At 49.5% G+C, this 18940-nt stretch carries 23 protein-coding genes and 1 pseudogene; 8 read left to right on the forward strand and 16 right to left on the reverse strand.

From position 1 onward, the window contains the following. Nucleotides 1-13: 13 nt before the first annotated feature. Entirely contained in the window at nucleotides 14-682 is a 669-nt protein-coding gene (gene rnhA, locus PUR_RS17960; protein ID WP_179036427.1) for a ribonuclease H, read from the reverse strand. A 441-nt stretch (nucleotides 683-1123) separates the two neighbouring features. On the opposite strand from rnhA, the gene PUR_RS17965 reads away from it, so the two are divergent. The 4 genes from PUR_RS17965 to PUR_RS17980 all read left to right on the forward strand — a co-directional run bounded on the left by PUR_RS17965 (nucleotide 1124) and on the right by PUR_RS17980 (nucleotide 3753). Beyond that, nucleotides 1124-1411: a hypothetical protein gene (locus tag PUR_RS17965; protein ID WP_124695600.1), complete on the forward strand. Its 288-nt coding sequence runs from the start codon at nucleotides 1124-1126 to the stop codon at nucleotides 1409-1411. A 180-nt stretch (nucleotides 1412-1591) separates the two neighbouring features. After that, the gene (locus PUR_RS17970) at nucleotides 1592-2527 is read left to right on the forward strand and encodes an aldo/keto reductase (protein ID WP_179036428.1); all 936 of its coding nucleotides are present in this window, start codon (nucleotides 1592-1594) and stop codon (nucleotides 2525-2527) included. Nucleotides 2528-3057: 530 nt separating this feature from the next. Beyond that, complete coding sequence (locus tag PUR_RS17975) at nucleotides 3058-3252, forward strand: hypothetical protein (RefSeq protein WP_179036429.1); 195 nt, start codon at nucleotides 3058-3060, stop codon at nucleotides 3250-3252. A 291-nt stretch (nucleotides 3253-3543) separates the two neighbouring features. Beyond that, entirely contained in the window at nucleotides 3544-3753 is a 210-nt protein-coding gene (locus PUR_RS17980) for a hypothetical protein (RefSeq protein ID WP_038596000.1), read from the forward strand. Nucleotides 3754-3802: 49 nt separating this feature from the next. Here PUR_RS17980 and PUR_RS17985 read toward each other — a convergent pair whose 3' ends face one another. The 3 genes from PUR_RS17985 to PUR_RS26095 form a co-directional block, all read right to left on the reverse strand. Beyond that, a complete protein-coding gene (locus PUR_RS17985; protein WP_232101552.1) occupies nucleotides 3803-4249 on the reverse strand; it encodes a hypothetical protein in 447 nt (148 codons plus the stop codon). An 87-nt stretch (nucleotides 4250-4336) separates the two neighbouring features. Next, a complete protein-coding gene (locus tag PUR_RS17990; protein WP_179036431.1) occupies nucleotides 4337-5209 on the reverse strand; it encodes a GNAT family N-acetyltransferase in 873 nt (290 codons plus the stop codon). A gap of 20 nt (nucleotides 5210-5229) precedes the next feature. After that, nucleotides 5230-5505 (reverse strand): class I SAM-dependent methyltransferase, encoded by a 276-nt coding sequence (locus PUR_RS26095; RefSeq protein ID WP_232101888.1) that lies wholly within the window; start codon nucleotides 5503-5505, stop codon nucleotides 5230-5232. Here PUR_RS26095 and PUR_RS26100 point away from each other — a divergent pair. Next, nucleotides 5401-5625 (forward strand): hypothetical protein, encoded by a 225-nt coding sequence (locus PUR_RS26100; protein WP_232101917.1) that lies wholly within the window; start codon nucleotides 5401-5403, stop codon nucleotides 5623-5625. The genes PUR_RS26095 and PUR_RS26100 overlap by 105 nt on opposite strands. A gap of 58 nt (nucleotides 5626-5683) precedes the next feature. Here the strand turns inward: PUR_RS26100 and PUR_RS18000 are convergent, their stop codons facing one another. Genes PUR_RS18000 through PUR_RS18010 form a run of 3 tightly spaced genes read right to left on the reverse strand, consistent with a single transcriptional unit; the run spans nucleotide 5684 to nucleotide 7273 of the window. Beyond that, nucleotides 5684-6118, reverse strand: coding sequence for a GNAT family N-acetyltransferase (locus PUR_RS18000; protein ID WP_179036432.1), 435 nt, complete (start codon nucleotides 6116-6118; stop codon nucleotides 5684-5686). Continuing rightward, nucleotides 6115-6783: an HAD family hydrolase gene (locus PUR_RS18005; protein WP_179036433.1), complete on the reverse strand. Its 669-nt coding sequence runs from the start codon at nucleotides 6781-6783 to the stop codon at nucleotides 6115-6117. The genes PUR_RS18000 and PUR_RS18005 overlap by 4 nt, the downstream gene beginning before the upstream one ends. A gap of 31 nt (nucleotides 6784-6814) precedes the next feature. Then, entirely contained in the window at nucleotides 6815-7273 is a 459-nt protein-coding gene (locus tag PUR_RS18010; RefSeq protein ID WP_179036434.1) for a GNAT family N-acetyltransferase, read from the reverse strand. A gap of 282 nt (nucleotides 7274-7555) precedes the next feature. Here PUR_RS18010 and PUR_RS26595 point away from each other — a divergent pair. Further along, nucleotides 7556-7693, forward strand: a pseudogene (locus tag PUR_RS26595) (YiaA/YiaB family inner membrane protein); the annotation flags it as partial. A gap of 84 nt (nucleotides 7694-7777) precedes the next feature. Beyond that, entirely contained in the window at nucleotides 7778-7978 is a 201-nt protein-coding gene (locus tag PUR_RS26110; protein WP_232101889.1) for a YiaA/YiaB family inner membrane protein, read from the forward strand. A 142-nt stretch (nucleotides 7979-8120) separates the two neighbouring features. Here the strand turns inward: PUR_RS26110 and PUR_RS18020 are convergent, their stop codons facing one another. From PUR_RS18020 to PUR_RS18060, 9 genes are all read right to left on the reverse strand, one after another. Beyond that, the gene (locus PUR_RS18020) at nucleotides 8121-9092 is read right to left on the reverse strand and encodes a FecCD family ABC transporter permease (protein ID WP_442953847.1); all 972 of its coding nucleotides are present in this window, start codon (nucleotides 9090-9092) and stop codon (nucleotides 8121-8123) included. Nucleotides 9093-9151: 59 nt separating this feature from the next. After that, nucleotides 9152-10195: a FecCD family ABC transporter permease gene (locus PUR_RS18025; protein ID WP_179036436.1), complete on the reverse strand. Its 1044-nt coding sequence runs from the start codon at nucleotides 10193-10195 to the stop codon at nucleotides 9152-9154. Between the two features lie 27 nt (nucleotides 10196-10222). Next, nucleotides 10223-11242, reverse strand: a complete 1020-nt coding sequence (locus PUR_RS18030; protein WP_179036437.1) for an ABC transporter substrate-binding protein — start codon at nucleotides 11240-11242, stop codon at nucleotides 10223-10225. Nucleotides 11243-11518: 276 nt separating this feature from the next. Continuing rightward, nucleotides 11519-12616, reverse strand: a complete 1098-nt coding sequence (locus PUR_RS18035) for a GerAB/ArcD/ProY family transporter (RefSeq protein WP_179036438.1) — start codon at nucleotides 12614-12616, stop codon at nucleotides 11519-11521. A gap of 415 nt (nucleotides 12617-13031) precedes the next feature. Further along, a complete protein-coding gene (locus tag PUR_RS18040; RefSeq protein WP_179036439.1) occupies nucleotides 13032-14234 on the reverse strand; it encodes a Ger(x)C family spore germination protein in 1203 nt (400 codons plus the stop codon). Further along, on the reverse strand, nucleotides 14231-15772 hold the full coding sequence (locus PUR_RS18045) for a spore germination protein (RefSeq protein WP_179036440.1): 1542 nt from the start codon (nucleotides 15770-15772) through the stop codon (nucleotides 14231-14233). Before PUR_RS18045 ends, PUR_RS18040 begins: the two co-directional genes overlap by 4 nt. A 114-nt stretch (nucleotides 15773-15886) precedes the next feature. Further along, a complete protein-coding gene (locus PUR_RS18050; protein ID WP_179036441.1) occupies nucleotides 15887-16651 on the reverse strand; it encodes a YdcF family protein in 765 nt (254 codons plus the stop codon). A 31-nt stretch (nucleotides 16652-16682) separates the two neighbouring features. Then, entirely contained in the window at nucleotides 16683-17492 is an 810-nt protein-coding gene (locus PUR_RS18055) for a phosphotransferase family protein (RefSeq protein ID WP_232101553.1), read from the reverse strand. Nucleotides 17493-17555: 63 nt separating this feature from the next. Beyond that, complete coding sequence (locus PUR_RS18060) at nucleotides 17556-18308, reverse strand: methyltransferase domain-containing protein (protein WP_179036442.1); 753 nt, start codon at nucleotides 18306-18308, stop codon at nucleotides 17556-17558. 202 nt (nucleotides 18309-18510) lie between these two features. Between PUR_RS18060 and PUR_RS18065 the strand changes: the two genes are divergently transcribed. Next, nucleotides 18511-18915 (forward strand): VOC family protein, encoded by a 405-nt coding sequence (locus tag PUR_RS18065; RefSeq protein WP_442953731.1) that lies wholly within the window; start codon nucleotides 18511-18513, stop codon nucleotides 18913-18915. The last annotated feature ends 25 nt before the right edge of the window (nucleotides 18916-18940 follow it).

An 18940-nucleotide genomic window follows, 5' to 3' on the forward strand; every position in this document is an offset into this window, starting at 1 on the left:
GGACGTGCTCCTCTTATTTTCTTCCGTAATCGGCCTTGATCTCCCCCCACAGCCGGGTCTGCCACTTCAGCACCTTGTTATCATATGTATGCGTCTGAAGCCAGTTCACTGCGCGGTCAATAAGTCCCCAGATCTCCTCCGTCGTATGATCGCGGGGAAGGGTGGTCGAAACCTTTTTCTCCCTGACCCATTTCATCGCATTGACCGAATCGCTGTATACCGTCTTACCGCTGCCTTCTTTCTGCAAAAGCGCAAGCGCATGCACGATAGCGAGGAATTCCCCGAGATTATTCGTGCCTTTGCTGATTGGACCGCAGGAGAAGATGACTTCGCCCGTCCGTGTATCTACGCCTTTGTACTCGACAGGACCCGGATTCCCTCTTGTTCCCACATCGACCGAAATACTGTCGTAGTCAATGGGTTCCACATGTGTCGGCGTTCCCGATCTCTTGGGGGAATAGCCTCCCTGAGCCCCAGCGCCTGAGCCGCCTTTTCCGGTTCCCGTTTGGCCCCAGTTGCCTTTCCAGCCCGCCCGGAACGCTTCCTCCGCGGCTGTTTTGGACTCATAGGATTTGTATTTCGCACCCGTGAACTGGTCCGTTTGCTGCTTGCAATCCGCCCAGGTCGCGTATACCCCCGGCTTCCGGCCCTCCCAGACCACATAATATTTCTGCTTCGCCATGATGTAGGCTCCTTCCTGCTCAATCCCGCGTAGTACCGAGATTTCATTATTGATCCATAGTAAATGACAAATGAAGAAGACACAACAGGAAAAGCAGCCTGTAAACATGAGATTTACCGGACCGTTTCGACAAACCTCCCCTTTGTTCTAAAGGCGATGTGCAAAATGTCGATACACAGCGGAGCAGACCCGATTCATATGTCAAATTTAAAATGTTAAGAGGAAGGTAAACGATTTACCGAACGACAAGTATGCAGCTTTTCAGGACCATTAGACTATTTTTCGGATTCGTATTTTTCCGACAAAAACATCTCTTCACGCCTGCTTCAAGTTCCGGTATCATACATATATACAGTACAAAAGCATACACTTTCTGAGCGCAGCCGGGTACGACCGCTGATTGAGGAAGTTATGCAACCATACATTTTAGGAGGGGCGGCTATGGTTCTCTTATTTCACAACGCAACTGCAGAAAGACTGGAACGTTTATCCCGGGATGTACAAGCAATTAATGAAGAGGCGCGCGAGGCCTCTTACGAAATGACCGTAACCAGGAAAGCCTCCGAATCCGGTTATGAATGGGAAGTCACGGTTTACGGGAGAAAGGTGAGCGTCAAATCGGAGGATATTTTCAAGATCCAAAGAAGGCGTTTAGATCTAAGTATTAAAGACATTTTCAAGGAGATCGTCGCCTGGAAATTGAAAGCGTTGTCCACATTGCAATCCTAGCATCATTCGGGCGTCAATCCTTACTATAATTTTAGTTTAATTGCCATGAGGAAGCCCTTCCCGATTACGGGAAGGGCTTCCTCGCGTCCTGCGTACTCGCCTAGACGACTCGGATTACCATAACTTGACTCCTTTTGTTATAATTAATAAGTAACTATATAAAAGGAGATGAATCTTTCAATGCCTGACAAACAACAGCTTGGACGAACAGACCTTTATGTTACTCCCATCGGACTCGGAACGAACGCAGTGGGGGGACACAACCTATTCCAGAATCTGAACGACGAGACAGGCAAGCAGCTCGTGCGCACCGCCCTGGAGCATGGCATCAATTTTCTGGATACCGCCTATATATACGGACCGGAACGGTCAGAGCAGCTGATTGGTGAAGTGCTTAAGGAGAAGGGCAATCGGGATCAAGTCGTGATCGCAACCAAAGGCGCACATAAGCCGGTCGGCGGCGAGATGGTCTTCGACAACTCTCCGGCCTTTCTGGAAGCCTCGGTGGATGCCAGCCTGAAGCGGCTGCAAACGGACTATATCGATCTGTATTACATTCACTTCCCTGACCAAAACACCCCCAAAGACGAAGCCGTCGGCGCGCTGCAGCGCCTGAAGGAAGCCGGAAAAATTCGGGCGATCGGCGTCTCCAACTTCACCATCGACCAGCTCCGCGAGGGGAACAAGAACGGCTATGTGGATGTCATCCAATCGGAATACAGCCTGCTCGCTCGACAAGCTGAGAAGGATTTGCTGCCTTATGCCAAAGAACACGGCATTTCTTTTATTCCGTATTTCCCGCTGGCCTCCGGACTTCTTGCCGGCAAATACGACCGGAACACAACCTTCTCCGATATCCGCGCGAACAATCCGCTGTTTGCCGGCGAGGCATTTGTCCGCAATCTGGAGAAAGTGGACCGGCTCCGCGATATTGCATCCGCGAAGGGAACGGAAGTCGCCGATCTCGTGCTCGCCTGGTATCTGACCCGGGACGAAATCGATGCGCTCATCCCCGGCGCCAAGAAGCCGGAGCAGGTTATCGCCAACCTCAAAACGCTGGACGTCAAGCTGAGCGCGGATGAAATCGCCACAATCGATAGCATTTTCCGCGATTGATTCAAGGCATGTCAGCCGCTCTCATCCTAAACTTGCCGCTGCACTGTATGTCAACGGTGATCGGGAAATGGGAGAGGGCGAACGGATGAAACGGAATTCCTCCCTCTTATTTATCTAAAAGCGGCTTAAACAGATCGTGGAAGGGAATTTCTCCGCTTTATTCAGGTGATTTTGCCAAAACCATAAGAAATTGGAGAAATAAACCGGAGCTTTTCCCGCATATCGTTCCGGGACGGCCTTTTTTCCGAAAATAAAAGGGACATTTTCCCGTTCATGCCTGTATCTGCTTGATAATCCAGTATTCATCTCCCGTCCAGGGGATCACGGTTACCTTTGATCATCTTAACCTAAGCAGCATTAGGAATTCTTGCTTGCCCATGGCCAGCCCTTTTGCATATCGACTCTTCCTTGTGCCCAAACCGTTTAATGAAGTCTGTGCTCAATTTCCCTGATCCGGTTTACTCAGTACATAGAAAGACCGGTATTGCATAACCTAATCAGCGGACCTGTGCAGAAAGGAATGAGATATCATGGAGGATGAGAGCAGGCTGACAGACCCCAAGGGAAGCGGCGTGGAGCCGATTCCCGATCCCGACAGCCCTCAAGCGAACAAGGAAGGGTCGACCGGCAAGGTGGAAGATATCGTCAAGGGCATTATGGACAATGTGGAGGAAAGTCTGACCGGTAACCGTGATTCACGCTCGGGCGGCAGCGGTGAAGCATAAAGCAGCCGTATATAAGAAGAAACGGCTTCGCCGTCCTCTGGAAGAGGAAGGCATCCGTTTCTCGTAAAAATATCAGGTTAAGGATAAGCGCGAAGCTTATACTTTCTGATATTTTGAAAAAGCAGCGGATCGAACGTCATTCTGGCGCCGGCCGCTGCTTTATTTTTCTGCCCTTTTTTCCATAAATGTGACCAAAATGAAAACCCATTGAAACTTTCAAAACAGCGATGTATAATTTAGCAAATTAACGCGTTCCAAGAAGCTAGTCCATAATAACAGGAGGGGAAAATCATGCCTTACACCATTATGAAAAACGCCGAATTTTTCACCGCGGCACTTTCGCAGAAGTATGTATTTGCTCTGAAGATCGGTCCTGATGGCATGTATTCTCGCGTAGGCGCCGGTCTAGTCCAAATGTTCTCCGATGAGTATGTCCGGCTTAAAAATTTTGACGGGTCGGTTGTCCTATACTCCAGATCGGACACCAAGTTTCAGCACTAGGTACTTCAATTCGCATTGAAGTACCTAGTGTGGAAAATTGCTATCCGCTTCATTGTTTCATCTCCCCAACTCCACCTTCATTATCCCTCTTCTCGAAGCTCGTAATCACAAAGTATCCGAACAGCACACCAGATATTACATTGATTGGGGCAGAAGTCAGCAATAGATAAACTGCGCCCTTCGGCAGCCAACTCATACCCCAGGGCATATACGGATAAACGCAGAACACCAGGGCAGGCAAAGCAAGAAAAATCAGCCGATACCCGTTAAATGTCCAGCTGCCACTCCGGCCGCGTTCACGAAGCAACGTATCAACTCCGATAACTAAACCGGAAAGGGAGGGGATTAGAGGGTAAAGAAAAAGAAGCTCGTCAGGGAATGGAAACTTGAAATACTGACTTCGGTATTCGGTAATCTCCTTGACAGCGAAACCAACAAGCAGAAGAACGGCGACCAGAATAACCATCTTCAATAAATGAACCAGCACATTTTTCAAGCGTCCCACCCGCTTCGTATCTATAATCATCCTCTAAATCAAAACCCCACGGTAATTTTGTTTGAGCTCTCATACTCTCCTAAAACGCTAAACGCTGTCTCTACTGATCCATCTCATCCCCGGCGCCGCCGCAGGCCGTTCTTCGAATCCGAACTTTTTGTAAAAGTCCGCCTTATGAGCCGCCGCAAACAGTTGGACCATTGGAATCTCCCGCTCTTTGCACTTCCTCAGCAATTTTTTAAGAATACCGGCACCGATTCCCTCGCCCTGTTCATCCGGCACAATAATCAAATCGCAGATCAAAGCCTGAACAACGCCATCCGAGATCACCCGGCCCATTCCAACCAGTTGATCCCCTTTAAAGGCCGAAACAATAAACCAGCTGTTGCACAGAGCAGTCTCCAGCTGTCTGCTTCCCTTCTCCGTTATTCCCTGCCAGCCCGCGCTTTCAATTAAACGGATGAACTCTTCCCCTGTCGGCGTGTACTCGCGATATGTGACGAGCTTCAAATCCTTGGACATGATAATATCCGTACCGAATTCTTCTGATTCGATTACCCGAACGCGGCGGTACCCCATTTTTGCGTAAAAATGCTCAGCCGTCAGGCTGCTGGGAACTTGAAGAACATGAACACCGCTATTCCTAGCAGTTTGTTCCAAGTATTGTATTAGGGAACGCCCCACTCCCGCGCCGTGATAATTCATATCCACAAAAACGGTGTACAGCGTATCTCCATCCAGACTTGCGGTGCCGATCACATTCTCACCTTCAACGGCAACTACCATTTTTCTTACTGCGGAAATGAGCTTTATGTACTCCGGCGAAAACAGATTAACCATTCTATTAATGATCTGTTCCGGATAATCTCTGCTGTTCACCTTAAGCAGGTTCTCTCTGATGAGCGCCGAGACTGCTTCACTGTCATGCGTACCAAAATCCCGAATTGCCACAGAACTCACTTTTTCACCTCCGGCGATGCTTATTCTTTCTTCGCGATCCATATTGTCCATCGGTCCTGTTCCTGTATGGGTTGGCCGCCAGCCAGCTTCGACCCGATAAAATTCACCAGCTCCCAAGAACTGCCCGCAAGCGAGCAATCTTCCGGCGTCCGGTCTTGGATGATGAATGTCCCGCCTGGCTTTAATACCCTATGAGCTTCTTGAAAGCACGTGGACAACCCGCTGCAATTCTCCGCCGCACCTACCAGCATTTCCGCAGAAAAATCCATTCCCGTCACATGGGCCGCCCCGGACAGCGCCAGTACCTTCGTGTAAATACCGCCGCCGCAGCCAAGATCCAGTACTCGCTTCCCTTGAAGCCGGATATGCTGCTCTATCGCTGGACCCAGCGCGCTTCCGCTTCTCTGGAGGCATAGGTAGATTGATTGTTGTGATCGTGAAAGTCGATAGGCATCCCTATTCCCCGCCTTTCCTTTAAAAATGCTTCCGATACCCCTCCACATTCTCTTCCTTATATCCCAATTGTTCGTAGAGCTTATGCGCTTCTTTCCGCTGCCCGCCCGATACCAAAATGATATAGGCGCAGTCTCTCTTCCGCGCCGCTTGCTCGATTTCCAGCATCAAATTCTTGCCGATCCCCTGTCTTCTGAAACTGCCGGCAACGACAACATTCTCAATCACCATAAAAGTCTTGCATTCTCCCACAAGATCCTGGCAGACGATTCCCATCAGCGAGCCGGCTAATATATCATTTTGAAAAGCGCCCAGCAAAATATAACGGTCATCATGCTCAAGCGATTCGAATACGTCAGACAGCTTCGCCTCATTGGTCTTTCGTCCCATCAGTTCCTCATACAGGCTGCTTAAGGCGGGCAAATCATCGCGGCCGATTTTTTTAATGGAAATCATAGGATGTCCGCCCTTCCATTTGAAGCAAATGCTTCATATAGTTCCTGCACAGTATGTATACAATCCGTCGGTCCAATGGCTTCCATCTCAGCCTCGCTTCCGTACCCGTACAAGACGCCAATTGACGATATTCCGTTGTTATGCGCTCCGATAATATCATGCTTCCGGTCTCCGATCATTACGGCGCCGGCAGCTTCCAGATCCTCTTGTTCCAGGATATGCTTAATGATCTCACTCTTATCCGACAGTGTTCCATCCAGGCCGCTCCCGACCACAGCATGGAAGAAGTGCTCCAGCTTAAAGTGCTTCAAAATCTTCTCCGCGAACACAAGCGGCTTGGAAGTTGCAACGATCAGAACGGCCTGCCGCTGAGTAAGCATACTCAAAAGTTCGGGAATGCCGGGGTACAGCTCATTTTCAAAAATACCCCTATCCGCAAAATACTCCCGGTAATACTGCACAGCCTGCCAGGCGTCCGCCTCCGAAAAACCATAAAACTCTTGGAACGAATGGGCCAGCGGCGGCCCGATGAACGGCTCCAACCGATCCAAATCGTCTTCGAAAATACCAAACTTGGCAAGTGCATACTGCACCGACTTGGTAATACCCAGCTTCGGGTCTGTCAGCGTTCCGTCCAGATCAAACAAAATATGCGAAAAATTCAAATGATCACCTTCTCCATCCTCTGAAATTATCCTATATTTTCTTCTCAAAACATAGACTGGACGGACAATCCGCGTATTCTCCGAACCGTTCAATCTCGCCGTAACCGTTCTTCTTATAGAATCCGATGGCCTCCGTCTGCTGATCTCCCGTTTCCAGCTTGATTCCCTGATATCCCTGATGTGCCGCCTCCTCTTCCAGCCGCTGCACGATCATCCGGGCGATTCCCCTGCCCCGGAACTCCGCCTCCACGAAGAAACGCTTCAACTCCACATGATCATTGTCCAGCTTTTTAATCGCTCCGCATCCGACAGGGCGGGAGTCCAGATAAGCGACGATAAAATAAATATCATTCACGTAAGGATCTTCGAAATCAACCAGATAGACTTCTTCCGGCGGGTAAAGTTCAAACAGATAACTGTCAAGCTGTGAAATCAGCTGGGCCAGATCCGGATGCTCCGGCGCCACCTGTACCAATTCAATCTTTTCCATGTACAATCTCTCCTTATTATTAGTTCAAAAAAGCATGAATCCATTGTACCCCGCTAAGCCCAAATGAAAAAGACGACAAGTATGGACAAAAGGCTTCCCCTTTTCGACGTTGGACAACATACTAAAAAATCAATGACAGGTTTAATCGTGCTATAGTAAAATATTTGATAATGATGAAAAAATACGAAAGAGGCGATGAATCTGGAATCCCATTCGAATACGGTTGTACCTCCAAAAAGGCCGAATTTTTACAGAAGGCGCAACACCGCGGCGTATTCCTTTATGGCGTGGACGGCATTTGCCATTGCGGCGGGCTTTGAATTTGTCGGAATCTACACCCTTCAAGAACCATTATCGGTAAAAGGGTATTATGCCGTATGCGGCGTTCTCATTATTATCTCATCATTTATGCTGCAAAAGGTAGTACGAGACAACGATGAGGACGACTTTTTACAGGAGCAAAATCCGTATCACCGCAAGCGGAACACGTCGGCGTTTACTTTTCTGGCCTGGGCGGGTTTTGTGATTGCCATTCTCTTTGAATACATAGGGTTATACACGTTGAAGGAGCCGCTTTATGTCAAGGGATACTACGCCATAGCCGCCGCATTCCTGGTTGTGTCCTGCTTCGTGTTGCAAAAGACGATACGCGATAATGAAGAGGATGATTACAATCTTGGAGTCAGCCCGTCTTCGGAAGGCTAATAATCAGAAGGTTAATAAAACGAAAGGACGTCCAACAGCCAAATATGGCGGGACGTCCTTTTTGTTCGTAATGAACCCGTATTATTGCTTATATGCAATGGCTGAGGGGCGCTGCAGCAGCGGCAGCAGCATGAATAACAATTTATTTCGCTCTGGCCAGCAAATACAGGAAATACGGCGCGCCGATGACGGCTACAATAATTCCCGCCGGCAATTCCGACGGCTGCAAAATCGAGCGGCCGAGCGTATCGGATATAATGAGGAGGAGGGCGCCGACAAGAGCCGAAGCCGGAAGCAGCGCCTGATTCCTCGGTCCGACCAGCCTGACGGCAAGATGCGGCCCGATCAGGCCGATGAAGCCGATGCCTCCGCTCACCGCCACACTGGAACCGGCCAGGGCAACCGCCGACAAAAGAAGCAGGCGTCTGTCTTTTTCCACAGATAATCCCAGCCCTGTCGGGGTCTGCTCTCCGAGATTCAGAATATTCAGCACCCGCGCTTTGTAGAATACATACCCGAATAGCACAATAATCCACGGAAGCAATGCAAGCACAAATTTCCAGTTGGAGCCCCAGATCGTTCCGGCCAGCCATGTAGCAACAAACTGATACTGATTGGGATCGAATTTGAGCGTCAGCACAATCATGGCGGCGCTGATTCCCGAAGCTACCGCAACCCCGGTCAGCAGCAGGCGCGTGGGCGACAGACCACGGTGTTTTTGGTATGCAAGCGTATAGATCAGCATGGAGGCCAGGCCAGCACCAATCAGCGCCAGCACCGGAAGCATAAAGACAGGCACGACTTCCCTTGTCGGATAAAAAGATATGAACAGCACCACCATCAGGCCCGCGCCGGCGTTGATGCCGAGAATGCCCGGATCGGCAAGCGGACTGCGCGTGATGCCTTGAATAATGCAGCCGGAAACGGCCAGGCCCGCGCCGGCAAGAACAGAGATAATGATGCGCGGCAGCCGGAACTCAAACAGAATCAGGGACTGATCCTCCGTTCCCATACCGAACAATGTTCGCATGACATCCATAGGCAGCAGCCTGATGAATCCGGTGTTCATGCTTATAATGAAAGTGACTGCAATCAAGATACCCAGAACAGTCATCACGGCTATATTCCTCGCCCTTCTGCTCTGTTCCGGCGGTAAGTCCTGCGGCATCGGCATCAGTTATCCACTCCTTTCCTTCGGGCCAAATACAGGAAGAACGGAATCCCGATCAAGGCCAGCAGCGCGCCGACGGGCGTCTCCAAAGGCGGGTTGATCCGGCGCGAACCCAGGTCCGCCGCAAGCATCAACAGGCTGCCCAGCACCGCAGAGCAGGGAATAATCCGGCGATAATCCATGCCGACAAGGTAACGCGCCGCATGTGGAACGATGAGGCCGACAAAGCCGACCGAGCCGACAATCGACACCGACGCCCCAGCCAGAACAAGCACGACCCCAATTCCCGCCAGCCGGATCAGCCAGGTCCGTTGTCCAAGCCCGGCAGCTACATCATCCCCGAGGCTTAGGACCGTAATGGAGCGGGACAGCGTCATGGCGGCTATAAAGGCAACTGCAACCCACGGGAACATGATCCTCAGCTCCGCCCACTCAATGCCCGACAAGCCTCCCGCATACCAGTAAGCCAAATCCTGTCCGATCTGAAAATAGATGGCCAAGCCCTGACTTAGCGCAACCAGCAGCGCGCTAACCGCCGAACCGGCCAGGACAAGACGAAGCGGAGTCAGACCGCTTCTGGAGATGGAGCCTATGCCATATACGATTCCCGCTGCGATCCCCGCTCCAAGAAAGGAGTACATCATTAGATAAGAGAAGGCAAGCCCCGGAAAATACGAATAGCAGAAAGCGAGCACGAAGGCCGCACCCGCATTCAGCCCGAGAATGCCGGAGTCGGCAAGCGGATTCCGGGTCATGCCCTGCATAAGCGCGCCCGCAACGGCAAAGGCGGCCCCCACAAGCACACTGCCGACCACACGCGGCAGCCGCAGATCCCAAATGACCTGGTGCTGCGGCAGTTCAGGATTGTAGTGAATGACCGCATCCCACACCGTATTCAGGTCGATCGTTGTTGCGCCATAGGCAATCGACACCGCCATTCCCGCAATCAGCAACAGAAGGCCGCCGATCAGGATAACGGGAAAAGCCGCCGGTTTTGCGCGGTTATTTTCCTGCGGCAGTTCCGCCCGTTTTTTCAGCGTTGTCATCCGTTATCATCACATCCTTGCCCATTGCTATTTTTGTCCGCTTAATTTCTCTGCAACCGTCTTCGCCGTATTAAGTTGGGACAACGGCGTATTGTTGAAGAAGCTGGCATCGACTATGTATACATGATTATTCTTGAAAGCATTCAGCGACTTCCAGACATCCCCTTTGGTAATATCCTCAAGTCGCTCCTGTGAGACTTCCGGCTTCTCGTCCTGCTTGCCTGTTTGAACAAAAATATGATCCGGATTCATTTCAAGTAGCTTCTCCAGAGAAATGGCAGCGAACAAATCTTCGGATTCAATGCCTTTGACGGGAGTCAGGCCAAGATCATGGTATAATACACCGCCGACACTTGTCGGTAAATTATTATAGATCCGAACCTGCTTGTCCAGCAGACGAATGAACACGACGGTCTCGTTGCCCACAGCGTTCTTCAATTGCTCCTTGTATTGGTCAACCTGTGACTGATAATCTTTCAGATAGGCCTCCGCTTCCTTCTCCTTGCCTACGAGGGCCGCGTATTGCGTGAGATCCTTCCGCCAATCCTTCGTTTCTTTAATCATAATAGTAGGCGCGATCTTGGACATCTTCTCATAAGCCTGTGTATCTTCTCTGACAAAGATCAAGTCCGGCTTCTGCGCCAGAAATGCTTCAAAGTTCAACGGAGACGATTCTCCGACCAACTGAATATCCGGGTACTTTTCTTTGGGGAAATAGGGGTAATAATCCGCGGCAGGCATTGCTTTCGGGGCAATCTTGACATTAAGATTAAGCGGAATCAGGTATTCCATAAGCTGCTGGCTGGTCGCGGCAACCTTCTGGGGATCGGCCGGTATCGTCTTCTCGCCTGTCGCATCCGTAATGGTCCTCTCCGCGGGAGTCTGCGTCTGCTGCGCATTGGCCGCGCCCTGCGTATTTCCGCCCTGTGCCGCTTCGCTTTGCGCATTCCCGCCTTGATTTCCTCCACAGGCCGACAGTACGAAAATGGCCAGCAGCAGGATTAACCCGGCTTTGGCCATCGAATTCATATCCATCCTTTTGTTCATCTGTAACACACCTCCATAAAATTTGAAAATGAAAATGAATTTCATTATCAATTGCTATCATTTTCAAATTTTATTAAACAGCCAGTTTCTTGTCAATGGTTTTTGTCGCTTTTTATCACATTTTGGGGAGGTTTTGTCACACTTATGGTGTTCTTTCTGGTGCGGCATTACCAAGCCGAATGATTGAAAAATCCAACGCCGATTGGATTAATAGGTTCCGCAAAGGATTTGAAACAGCTGCTGTTAATGTTGATTTCTTGACCTTGTCCCTGACTTTTACCGGTAAAGACCAAATCTTCTGCGTATCCAGTGAGTAACAAACAAGATGGAGGGAATGACCGCGCAGATTGCGATTAAGTAATATTGTTGTACTATTTTCCCTTCTTCGCGATGTGCGGTATAGCTCTGAACGCTGATGAGGGAGATGAACAGCATGACCACGCCAACAGGAACAGCCAATTTCCGGGGTTCCCGCACCTTGAACAAATCCGAGGCAACAACCATGGCGGCGTAACAATAAACTGTCACTTTGAAAAAGATGCAGATGATCAGGTCCAATATCACAAATGCATCCAATCTCTGGATAAAATCAGCCACATTTACGAGTGAAATGGTCGTGAACAACGGGAAGGTGGTTCTTTGGTATATCTTCTCTCCAAGCACCGACATTTCAATCGCATGCGTAAAGCTCAATAACAGCGCGCTTACTATAAGCGCGGCAAGCCCTGTTCTCCGGGCCGCTCGGCCTATTCGGAGACAGGGCAGGATGGTTGTGAAGACAAGAAGTTCCCCGAACGGAAACATCCATATGTTGGGGTACGCCGAAGCAAAGGCTTCCTTCCAATCCTTTATATGCAGAGGAAACAAATTTTTTATATCCACAAGCCCCGATGCGATAACAATTGAATTGCTGATTACACCGATCGCAACGATTGCTAGGAAATAGATTTCCGCTGTTCTGCCAAACACTTCTATTCCCTTGCTTAATACATACACAACGGCTGCAATCATGGCTGCGTTAATGATCAGGATAGGCGTCTTGTCATATGAGGCCGAGAACAGCAGATCGCCTGCTTCCCGCAAATTTCTGGAACCGCTAAACATAAGAAACGGTACGTACAGCAGGCTTAATGGCCAGCCGATCCATTTGCCCAGGATCTTTTGCATATACCCGCTTAGGATCAGACCGGGAAATTGGCGGTACAAATCGGCATAAATCAAATATAATACAATGCCTCCGGGCAGGGCCAGCAGGATGGACAGCCATACGGAGCGTCCGCTTTCAAGACCTACTGGAACCACAAGCGCCGTGCCCAGCTCAAACAGGACGATCAAGGCAAATAATTGTTTGGGGCTGATGACTTCTTTTCTCATGAACGGCTCACCCGATCCTATCCTAATATTCATCCCTGAAAGCGCCCCGCAAATTATGAGGCGTTATGGACTAGGGGGACTTGCGAAGGGTAATACTAGTTTTAGTTTCCGTCCGGAACCGGCTCTTTACATCCATAACAAAGGGGTAAACTGATGAAAATCCTTTTTCTATATGTACTGCTTTGCTTCTTGGGCTTGTCCATGACTGTCTCTGTAGATCTTATATCCGGCATGAGTCTTCTCTCGTCCCTTCAGTCCATTCGTACCACTTTCCGTACCGCGAGTACACTGGAATCCACAGCCATGGCGCTTTTTTTCTCAGTTCCGTTTATAGCAGTCATAGCGGGATCAATAAAAAACAAGAATAAGCAAAAGAAGTGACTATATCATGGAAAACTCCTACGAGTAAAGCCTGCTAATCAGGCGACAGGAACGGCTTCAGTCTCATTCCCGTACTGCGGACGAACGCTTCGACATGAAGATCCAATTCACCTTTGGCAAATGCATGATCCCAATCCTTCCCGACCGTTTCCCAGGCATTGGGATCCGTTCGCTTGAGCTCAGATCCAAAATTAAAAACGTCGCTGTTCATGCGCTGGGCGGACTGAAAGGCCTGCTTCACCTCTTCCTTCGTAGTTTCCTCAAGTTCAAGTTCAAGCTGCCGGATCACTTTCCTATCGTTAAGGTTAATCATAACCTTCGTTTCATTCATAATCCCTTCCTCAAAAATATGCACATGAAAAACGGGCACTCCCTCCCGGATATCAACTTTGACTTTGGTCTTGGAAGTGAAAATATTGACGGCAATCGCTTCTTTTTGTTCTTCTGAATCAATATTTAGAATGGTCTCATCTATCTTGTCCAGCAGCCACAATGTTCCTCTAGCCTCTGAACCATCCAACCAGCGGTCCAGCTTACCGTCCTTTAGCACACCCAGCCCGCTCATCTCGATGATCGCCGATGACTCCGTTTGTTCCAGATCCGATTTCTTCTTTCCTTCCTCCTTGTCCCCGATGAGCCGGATACCGCTTATGGTCATGTCTCCTTCCTCTGTAATTCCGCTGATAAACTCCTTAACATTGACATACCGGGTTTCTCCCCATACATTGGATGAATTCTTGGTTTTTTTGGCTAATCCAATTGACGGAATGATCTCGACCCGCTGCAAGATCTTCATAATGGAAGCGGCATCCGTATTTCTTGATATAAGCACAGCCGAGTTAAGCCTGAGTTCATGAGACCTTTCGAAAATATCAAATACATGACCAATTCCGGTTTTAGCCAAGGATTCTCCCACGACGACAAGCTGGGTATGTGCAAAAAAAAGCTGCCGGCTTACCTTCTTCGAGGCCTTCCTCAAAGCTCCGAATAAAGTAGTGTCGTTTGCCGAGAAGACTGTAACCGGGGGCTGCCCGGCAGCGGGTCCTGGATTCGATGAAGTAGCCGCCGGATTTACGAGTTGAAACGTAACCCTGTACCCCTCTTTTCCCGGCAGCTCATCAATTCCAATTCCGCTTACGATCGCAAGGTCATTTAATTCCCTGCTGTTCCAACAGCTTGTGAGCAGCAGGGACATGCCTGAAAGAATAACCAGACAGCATATCCATTTAGTCTTCATGCTTGACCTCCCCCGGGTTCGTTGCTCCGCCCTTCCCCCCCGGTCTTATTCAAGAAATTCATCGGGGAACGAACAAGCGTGTCTTTCTGAGCCTCCGGAATAAAGGGAGCTATCGGGGACATGTAAGGAGTTCCCAAGGATCGCAGACTGCACAGGTGGGCGGTAACAATCAAGCTCGTAATGGCTATCCCGTAGAGCCCCATAAAAGCGGCTGCAAACATATTGATAAACCGGAGCAGACGTATGGACAGCGCCATATTATAAGCCGGAGTTGCAAAACTGGAGATGCCTGTCAAGGAAACAATGATAACCATGGCCGATGAGACAATTCCGGCTTGAACGGCCGCCTCTCCCAACACCAGGCCTCCGATAATGGATACCGTTTGGCCGATTGGAGCAGGCATGCGGATACCCGCCTCGCGAATAATTTCAAAAGTGACCTCCATCAGTAATGCCTCGACGAAAATGGGGAAGGGGACGCCTTCGCGTTGTGAAGCCAAGCTTATCAGCAGCGGAGTAGGAATCATCTCCTGGTGAAAATTAAGGGCCGCAACAAAGAGGCCAGGGCCGAATAAAGAAATGAACAAACATAAAAGCCTCAGCATCCGGATCAATGACGAGACACCATACCGCTGGTAATAGTCTTCAACCGTATGGAAAAACATAAAAAAGGTTGTAGGAGCGATCAATACGAAGGGCGTTCCATCCACGAAAACGGCGATCCGTCCTTCCAGGAGATTTCCGGCCACACTGTCCGGCCGTTCGGTATTATACAGCGTCGGGAATGGAGAGTTCTTATTTTCTTCAATAAGCTGCTCAATATAGCCCGATTCCAAAATGGAATCCACATGAATATTGTTCAGCTTTGATCTGAGTTCCTGAATCATTTTTTCGTCTGCAATCCCATGAATATACATGATCGCCACCTCGGTTTGTGTCACCGAGCCCAAAGTCAGCGCCTCTACCCATAAATCCGGATTTTTTATTCTTCTGCGCACAGCCGCAATATTCGTCCCTATCGATTCCGTAAAAGCTTCCTTGGAACCTCGTATCGAAATCTGGGTAGCCGCTTCAGATACCGCCCTTACTTTGCCTCCGCTCGCGGCTCCGCCTATCGCTTGGTTCAGACCGTCGATGAGAATCACCGTATTTCCGGACAGCAGAGCTTCGAACAGCCCGTCCATATCCCGGATAGCCTTCTCTTTGCCCATCCCAAGCGCTTTTTCTTTCATATAATTGTAAATCTCCATACTGTCCGGTTCACTAGGATATCCGCTTCCGGATGTTTCAAAGGACATGGCATGTCCGACAAAATCTTCAATCTCCGCCTTATCGGTTATCCCTTCTATATATACAGTTCCCACTCGAACTTGGGAGTGCATCAATTTAAAATTCCGTATGATGAGATCAGGGCTATTGCCAAAGCCGTCTCTGACACGCTTCAAATTTTCATCCAGACTGGAGGAGAGGGGGGCGTTCTTTCGATTGCCGCTGTTCACCGCCGCAGGTTTTATAGGTTTTGTTCTCCAAATAGACATGCAGGCACCTCCTGCCTTTACTATTTGCCGCCTCCTGTTTTTTATTCATCTTATGGAAAATATTAAGCAAAAACGGGCACCCTCCCTCTGGAAGGTACCCGTTGTCTAGAAAAATTATTTCCCTTTGACCGCAACAGCCAATGAACCGATATACTCCTTCAATACGCCTCCGACCGTTTCGATGGCTCCAGGGCTGGGCGCCAGCTTCCCCGCATACCATGACGCAGAAGCCGCAGTGCTTGCATGATAATCGGTCGGATACGGCTGCACTTCCATCCCGGCCCGCCGGAACTCCGCAACCGCCCGCGGCATATGAAAAGCCGAGGTAACCAGCACAGGGCGGCTCAATCCCTGTTCCTTCAACAGCGCGGCTGTGTATTCCGCATTCTGTTCCGTATTCAGCGAGCGATTCTCTATAAGAATATTCTGCTCGTCCACTCCCAATCCGATCAGCTGCCTGCGGGCGATGTCGCCTTCGTTTCCGCTGTCCGCAAAAACCTGCCCGCCGCTGAACAGCACCGGCAATCCTGTCAGACGGTGAAGCCGCACGGCCGTTATAAGCCGGTTGGCAGCCGAGCCTCCCAAATTGCCCTCGCCGTCCACATCGGGTGTTCCCTGTGTGGCTCCTCCGCCGAGCACAACCAGACAATCGCCCTGCACCTGCGCCGGGGGAGCATATTTCGATTCCAGCGTCCGCATTAGCGGGTTGGCTACCAGCGGGACCGAAGCCAAATACAGCAGCAGCGTTACGGCGAGCAGCAGCGCTGCTGAGCCGCGCTGTTTTTTCCATAGCATCCACAATGCCAGCAGCGTCAGAAGCAGGATAAATATTCCCGGAGGAAGCACGAAACTGTAGATAAATTTAATAACATAAATCAATAGATCCCTCTCCTTTCTGTAATGATGAATCTTAGGTCGCTGATGTTAACCTTGCTCTGATGATCGATACGAGTTTGATTTTTTCACCCTGCGGGACCCCTTCGGTCAATCTGGCCGCGGCTGTCGGCATTATCCACTTATCTATCGTTGAATAATCCTGGCCGGTTACCCGAAGATACTCTTTAATGTAGGCTGACTTCAGCTTGTTTCTTAAGAATTGAGCAAATAACTTAATGAGAGCTGGGGTGCCTTCAGGCATAGATCCTATGCTTAGTAAAATCACCGATCTGGCGACGTCGCCGGCAGGATTTCCCGACATCCCGGTCATCCAGTCAAGAATCCAGCAGCTTCCGTCAAACATCACGTTGTCCGGATGAAAGTCGCCATGGCACAGCTGGTCCCCTTCAGGCAATTCCTCTGTGTAGCGGATAATTATTGCTTTCTCCTGTTCGGTAAGGAGGGGAGCCCTTTGTATGCTTTCACAGAGCAGCTTCTTCTGTTTCCTGTTCAATTCGGACGCCTCGTAAGCATGGATTTCAGCGTGCAGGTTCGCCAGCAGGTTTGAATATTTATTCACAGCCCAAGGCTTCCTGGTGAGAAGATCAAGCAATGAAGCGCCGGAGATGCGCTGAAATATTAATCCGTTCCTACCGTCCAGTTCGGTATGTCCAAAGGGCTCCGGAGTGCGGATACCAAGCGAACAAGCCAGCCTACTGACCACAAGCTCCTGATTGATCGCCTCCGCGGGGAAGTTCTTTTTGTAAAGCTTGATTATTCTTCCTTCGGCAAGTTCAAAAATATCAGCTGTTCTTCCCTGTCCAACCCGATTCAAATTAACCATCCGATTGTCTTCCCTCCCGCTCTTCGCAGCCTGTGAAACTTCCAATCGCAAGAAGCATCCCGTTCATTTCATTGCAATAATATGCGTGAATATCGCAATCTCCCGATATGGGCTCCGGCCTCCAAGTTCAAGCTCCAACTTCGTCGCCCGGCGATGCCAATCTCCATCTTGCTTGATATCGTTATCCGCTATGTATCCGTAAATATTATGTATTCCAAAGCGAACGACCGTCCCATACCCCGATTCCCTCAACCATTCGGACAGCTGTTCAAAAGAATACGTCGTAATGTCCGTCTGAATAATTGCGCTGTACTCCTTACTGCTCTCCATACTCACCAAGGCGCTGTCCGGATCTTTGTTGATGATCGCTTTTTTCATGACTTTAGCCGCCGGATTGTGCGCGATTAGCGACAAATACCCTTTTGTATGCTGACAGCCGCCGATTTTCTCGATAAAAAGCTTCGGGTCTTCCGTATACTCCAATATATTGTGGCAAAATATCCAGTCATAGGTTCCCAGACGATCCGCCATATTCTCAAATGTGTCGCAAGTAAATTGAACGTCCGTTCCCTGTTCTTTTGCAATCTCAATCAAGGATTTCGTCGGATCAATTCCGGTAACCTTATTCCCGCGCCTGGCGTATTCATTGCTGGAAATCCCGAAGCCGCAGCCGATATCCAAAACCGTCTGCCCCGTCCCGGTCATAAACCGGTCGATCTGCTCCCACGCCGTTTCATAGAACAACCGCCCCCAAGGCATCCTTGTATAATTAAAGTACTGCTCGACCGTGTTCGCAAAAGCCTCTGATTTGTTCATGAGGGAACTCCTTTAAGTCAAATAGAATTTCCGATATCAAATAAGTTTTCTAACTTATGGATATTCTGATAATACCTTCGGATAGAAGTGTTGACAAGCGGCCGGCACTTTCAGATAATACATTTATAAGAACGTATGTTTGCAATGGGGAATCAGGATTTTTCCGAACGGCAGTTCATATTTCGATAAGGGAGCGATAACCATGCAGGATCAAAAGATCACCACGTTTTTAATGTTTTCCGGACAGGCTGAGGAGGCGATGAACTTCTATATTTCTTTGTTCGACGGGTCGGAAGTGCTGCATATTCAGCGTTACGGGCCAAACGAAGATGGAGCCGAAGGGAGCGTGAGGAATGCCGCTTTTTCGCTGAACGGACAACAGTTTATGTGCATCGATAGTAATATACCGCATGATTTCACGTTTACGCCTTCCATGTCTCTGTATGTCAATTGCAAGAGCGAGGAAGAGATTGACCTTCTGTATTCGAAGCTGTCCGAAGGAGGCAGCGTGTTCATGCCTTTGGCCTCATATCCTTTCAGCGATAAATTCGGCTGGGTCGGCGATCGATACGGAGTGACTTGGCAGTTGAATCTGGCGGGGAAATAAGTGAAAAAGCAGAAACAAAACCCGC

This window comes from Paenibacillus sp. URB8-2 (assembly GCF_013393385.1).
Classification (GTDB): Bacteria; Bacillota; Bacilli; order Paenibacillales; family Paenibacillaceae; genus Paenibacillus_AQ.

Coding starts and splice junctions, on each gene's coding strand:
- PUR_RS18045 (WP_179036440.1), bottom strand. CDS start 15,772: ATGTCTATTTGGAGAACAAAACCTATAAAACCTGCGGCGGTGAACAGC.
- PUR_RS18040 (WP_179036439.1), bottom strand. CDS start 14,234: ATGAAGACTAAATGGATATGCTGTCTGGTTATTCTTTCAGGCATGTCC.
- PUR_RS18000 (WP_179036432.1), bottom strand. CDS start 6,118: ATGATTTCCATTAAAAAAATCGGCCGCGATGATTTGCCCGCCTTAAGC.
- PUR_RS18010 (WP_179036434.1), bottom strand. CDS start 7,273: ATGGAAAAGATTGAATTGGTACAGGTGGCGCCGGAGCATCCGGATCTG.
- rnhA (WP_179036427.1), bottom strand. CDS start 682: ATGGCGAAGCAGAAATATTATGTGGTCTGGGAGGGCCGGAAGCCGGGG.
- PUR_RS17980 (WP_038596000.1), top strand. CDS start 3,544: ATGCCTTACACCATTATGAAAAACGCCGAATTTTTCACCGCGGCACTT.
- PUR_RS18020 (WP_442953847.1), bottom strand. CDS start 9,092: ATGACTGTTCTGGGTATCTTGATTGCAGTCACTTTCATTATAAGCATG.
- PUR_RS18060 (WP_179036442.1), bottom strand. CDS start 18,308: ATGAACAAATCAGAGGCTTTTGCGAACACGGTCGAGCAGTACTTTAAT.
- PUR_RS18025 (WP_179036436.1), bottom strand. CDS start 10,195: ATGACAACGCTGAAAAAACGGGCGGAACTGCCGCAGGAAAATAACCGC.
- PUR_RS26100 (WP_232101917.1), top strand. CDS start 5,401: ATGAGCTTCTTGAAAGCACGTGGACAACCCGCTGCAATTCTCCGCCGC.
- PUR_RS18065 (WP_442953731.1), top strand. CDS start 18,511: ATGCAGGATCAAAAGATCACCACGTTTTTAATGTTTTCCGGACAGGCT.
- PUR_RS18055 (WP_232101553.1), bottom strand. CDS start 17,492: ATGGTTAATTTGAATCGGGTTGGACAGGGAAGAACAGCTGATATTTTT.
- PUR_RS17965 (WP_124695600.1), top strand. CDS start 1,124: ATGGTTCTCTTATTTCACAACGCAACTGCAGAAAGACTGGAACGTTTA.
- PUR_RS18030 (WP_179036437.1), bottom strand. CDS start 11,242: ATGAACAAAAGGATGGATATGAATTCGATGGCCAAAGCCGGGTTAATC.
- PUR_RS18035 (WP_179036438.1), bottom strand. CDS start 12,616: ATGAGAAAAGAAGTCATCAGCCCCAAACAATTATTTGCCTTGATCGTC.
- PUR_RS17975 (WP_179036429.1), top strand. CDS start 3,058: ATGGAGGATGAGAGCAGGCTGACAGACCCCAAGGGAAGCGGCGTGGAG.
- PUR_RS17970 (WP_179036428.1), top strand. CDS start 1,592: ATGCCTGACAAACAACAGCTTGGACGAACAGACCTTTATGTTACTCCC.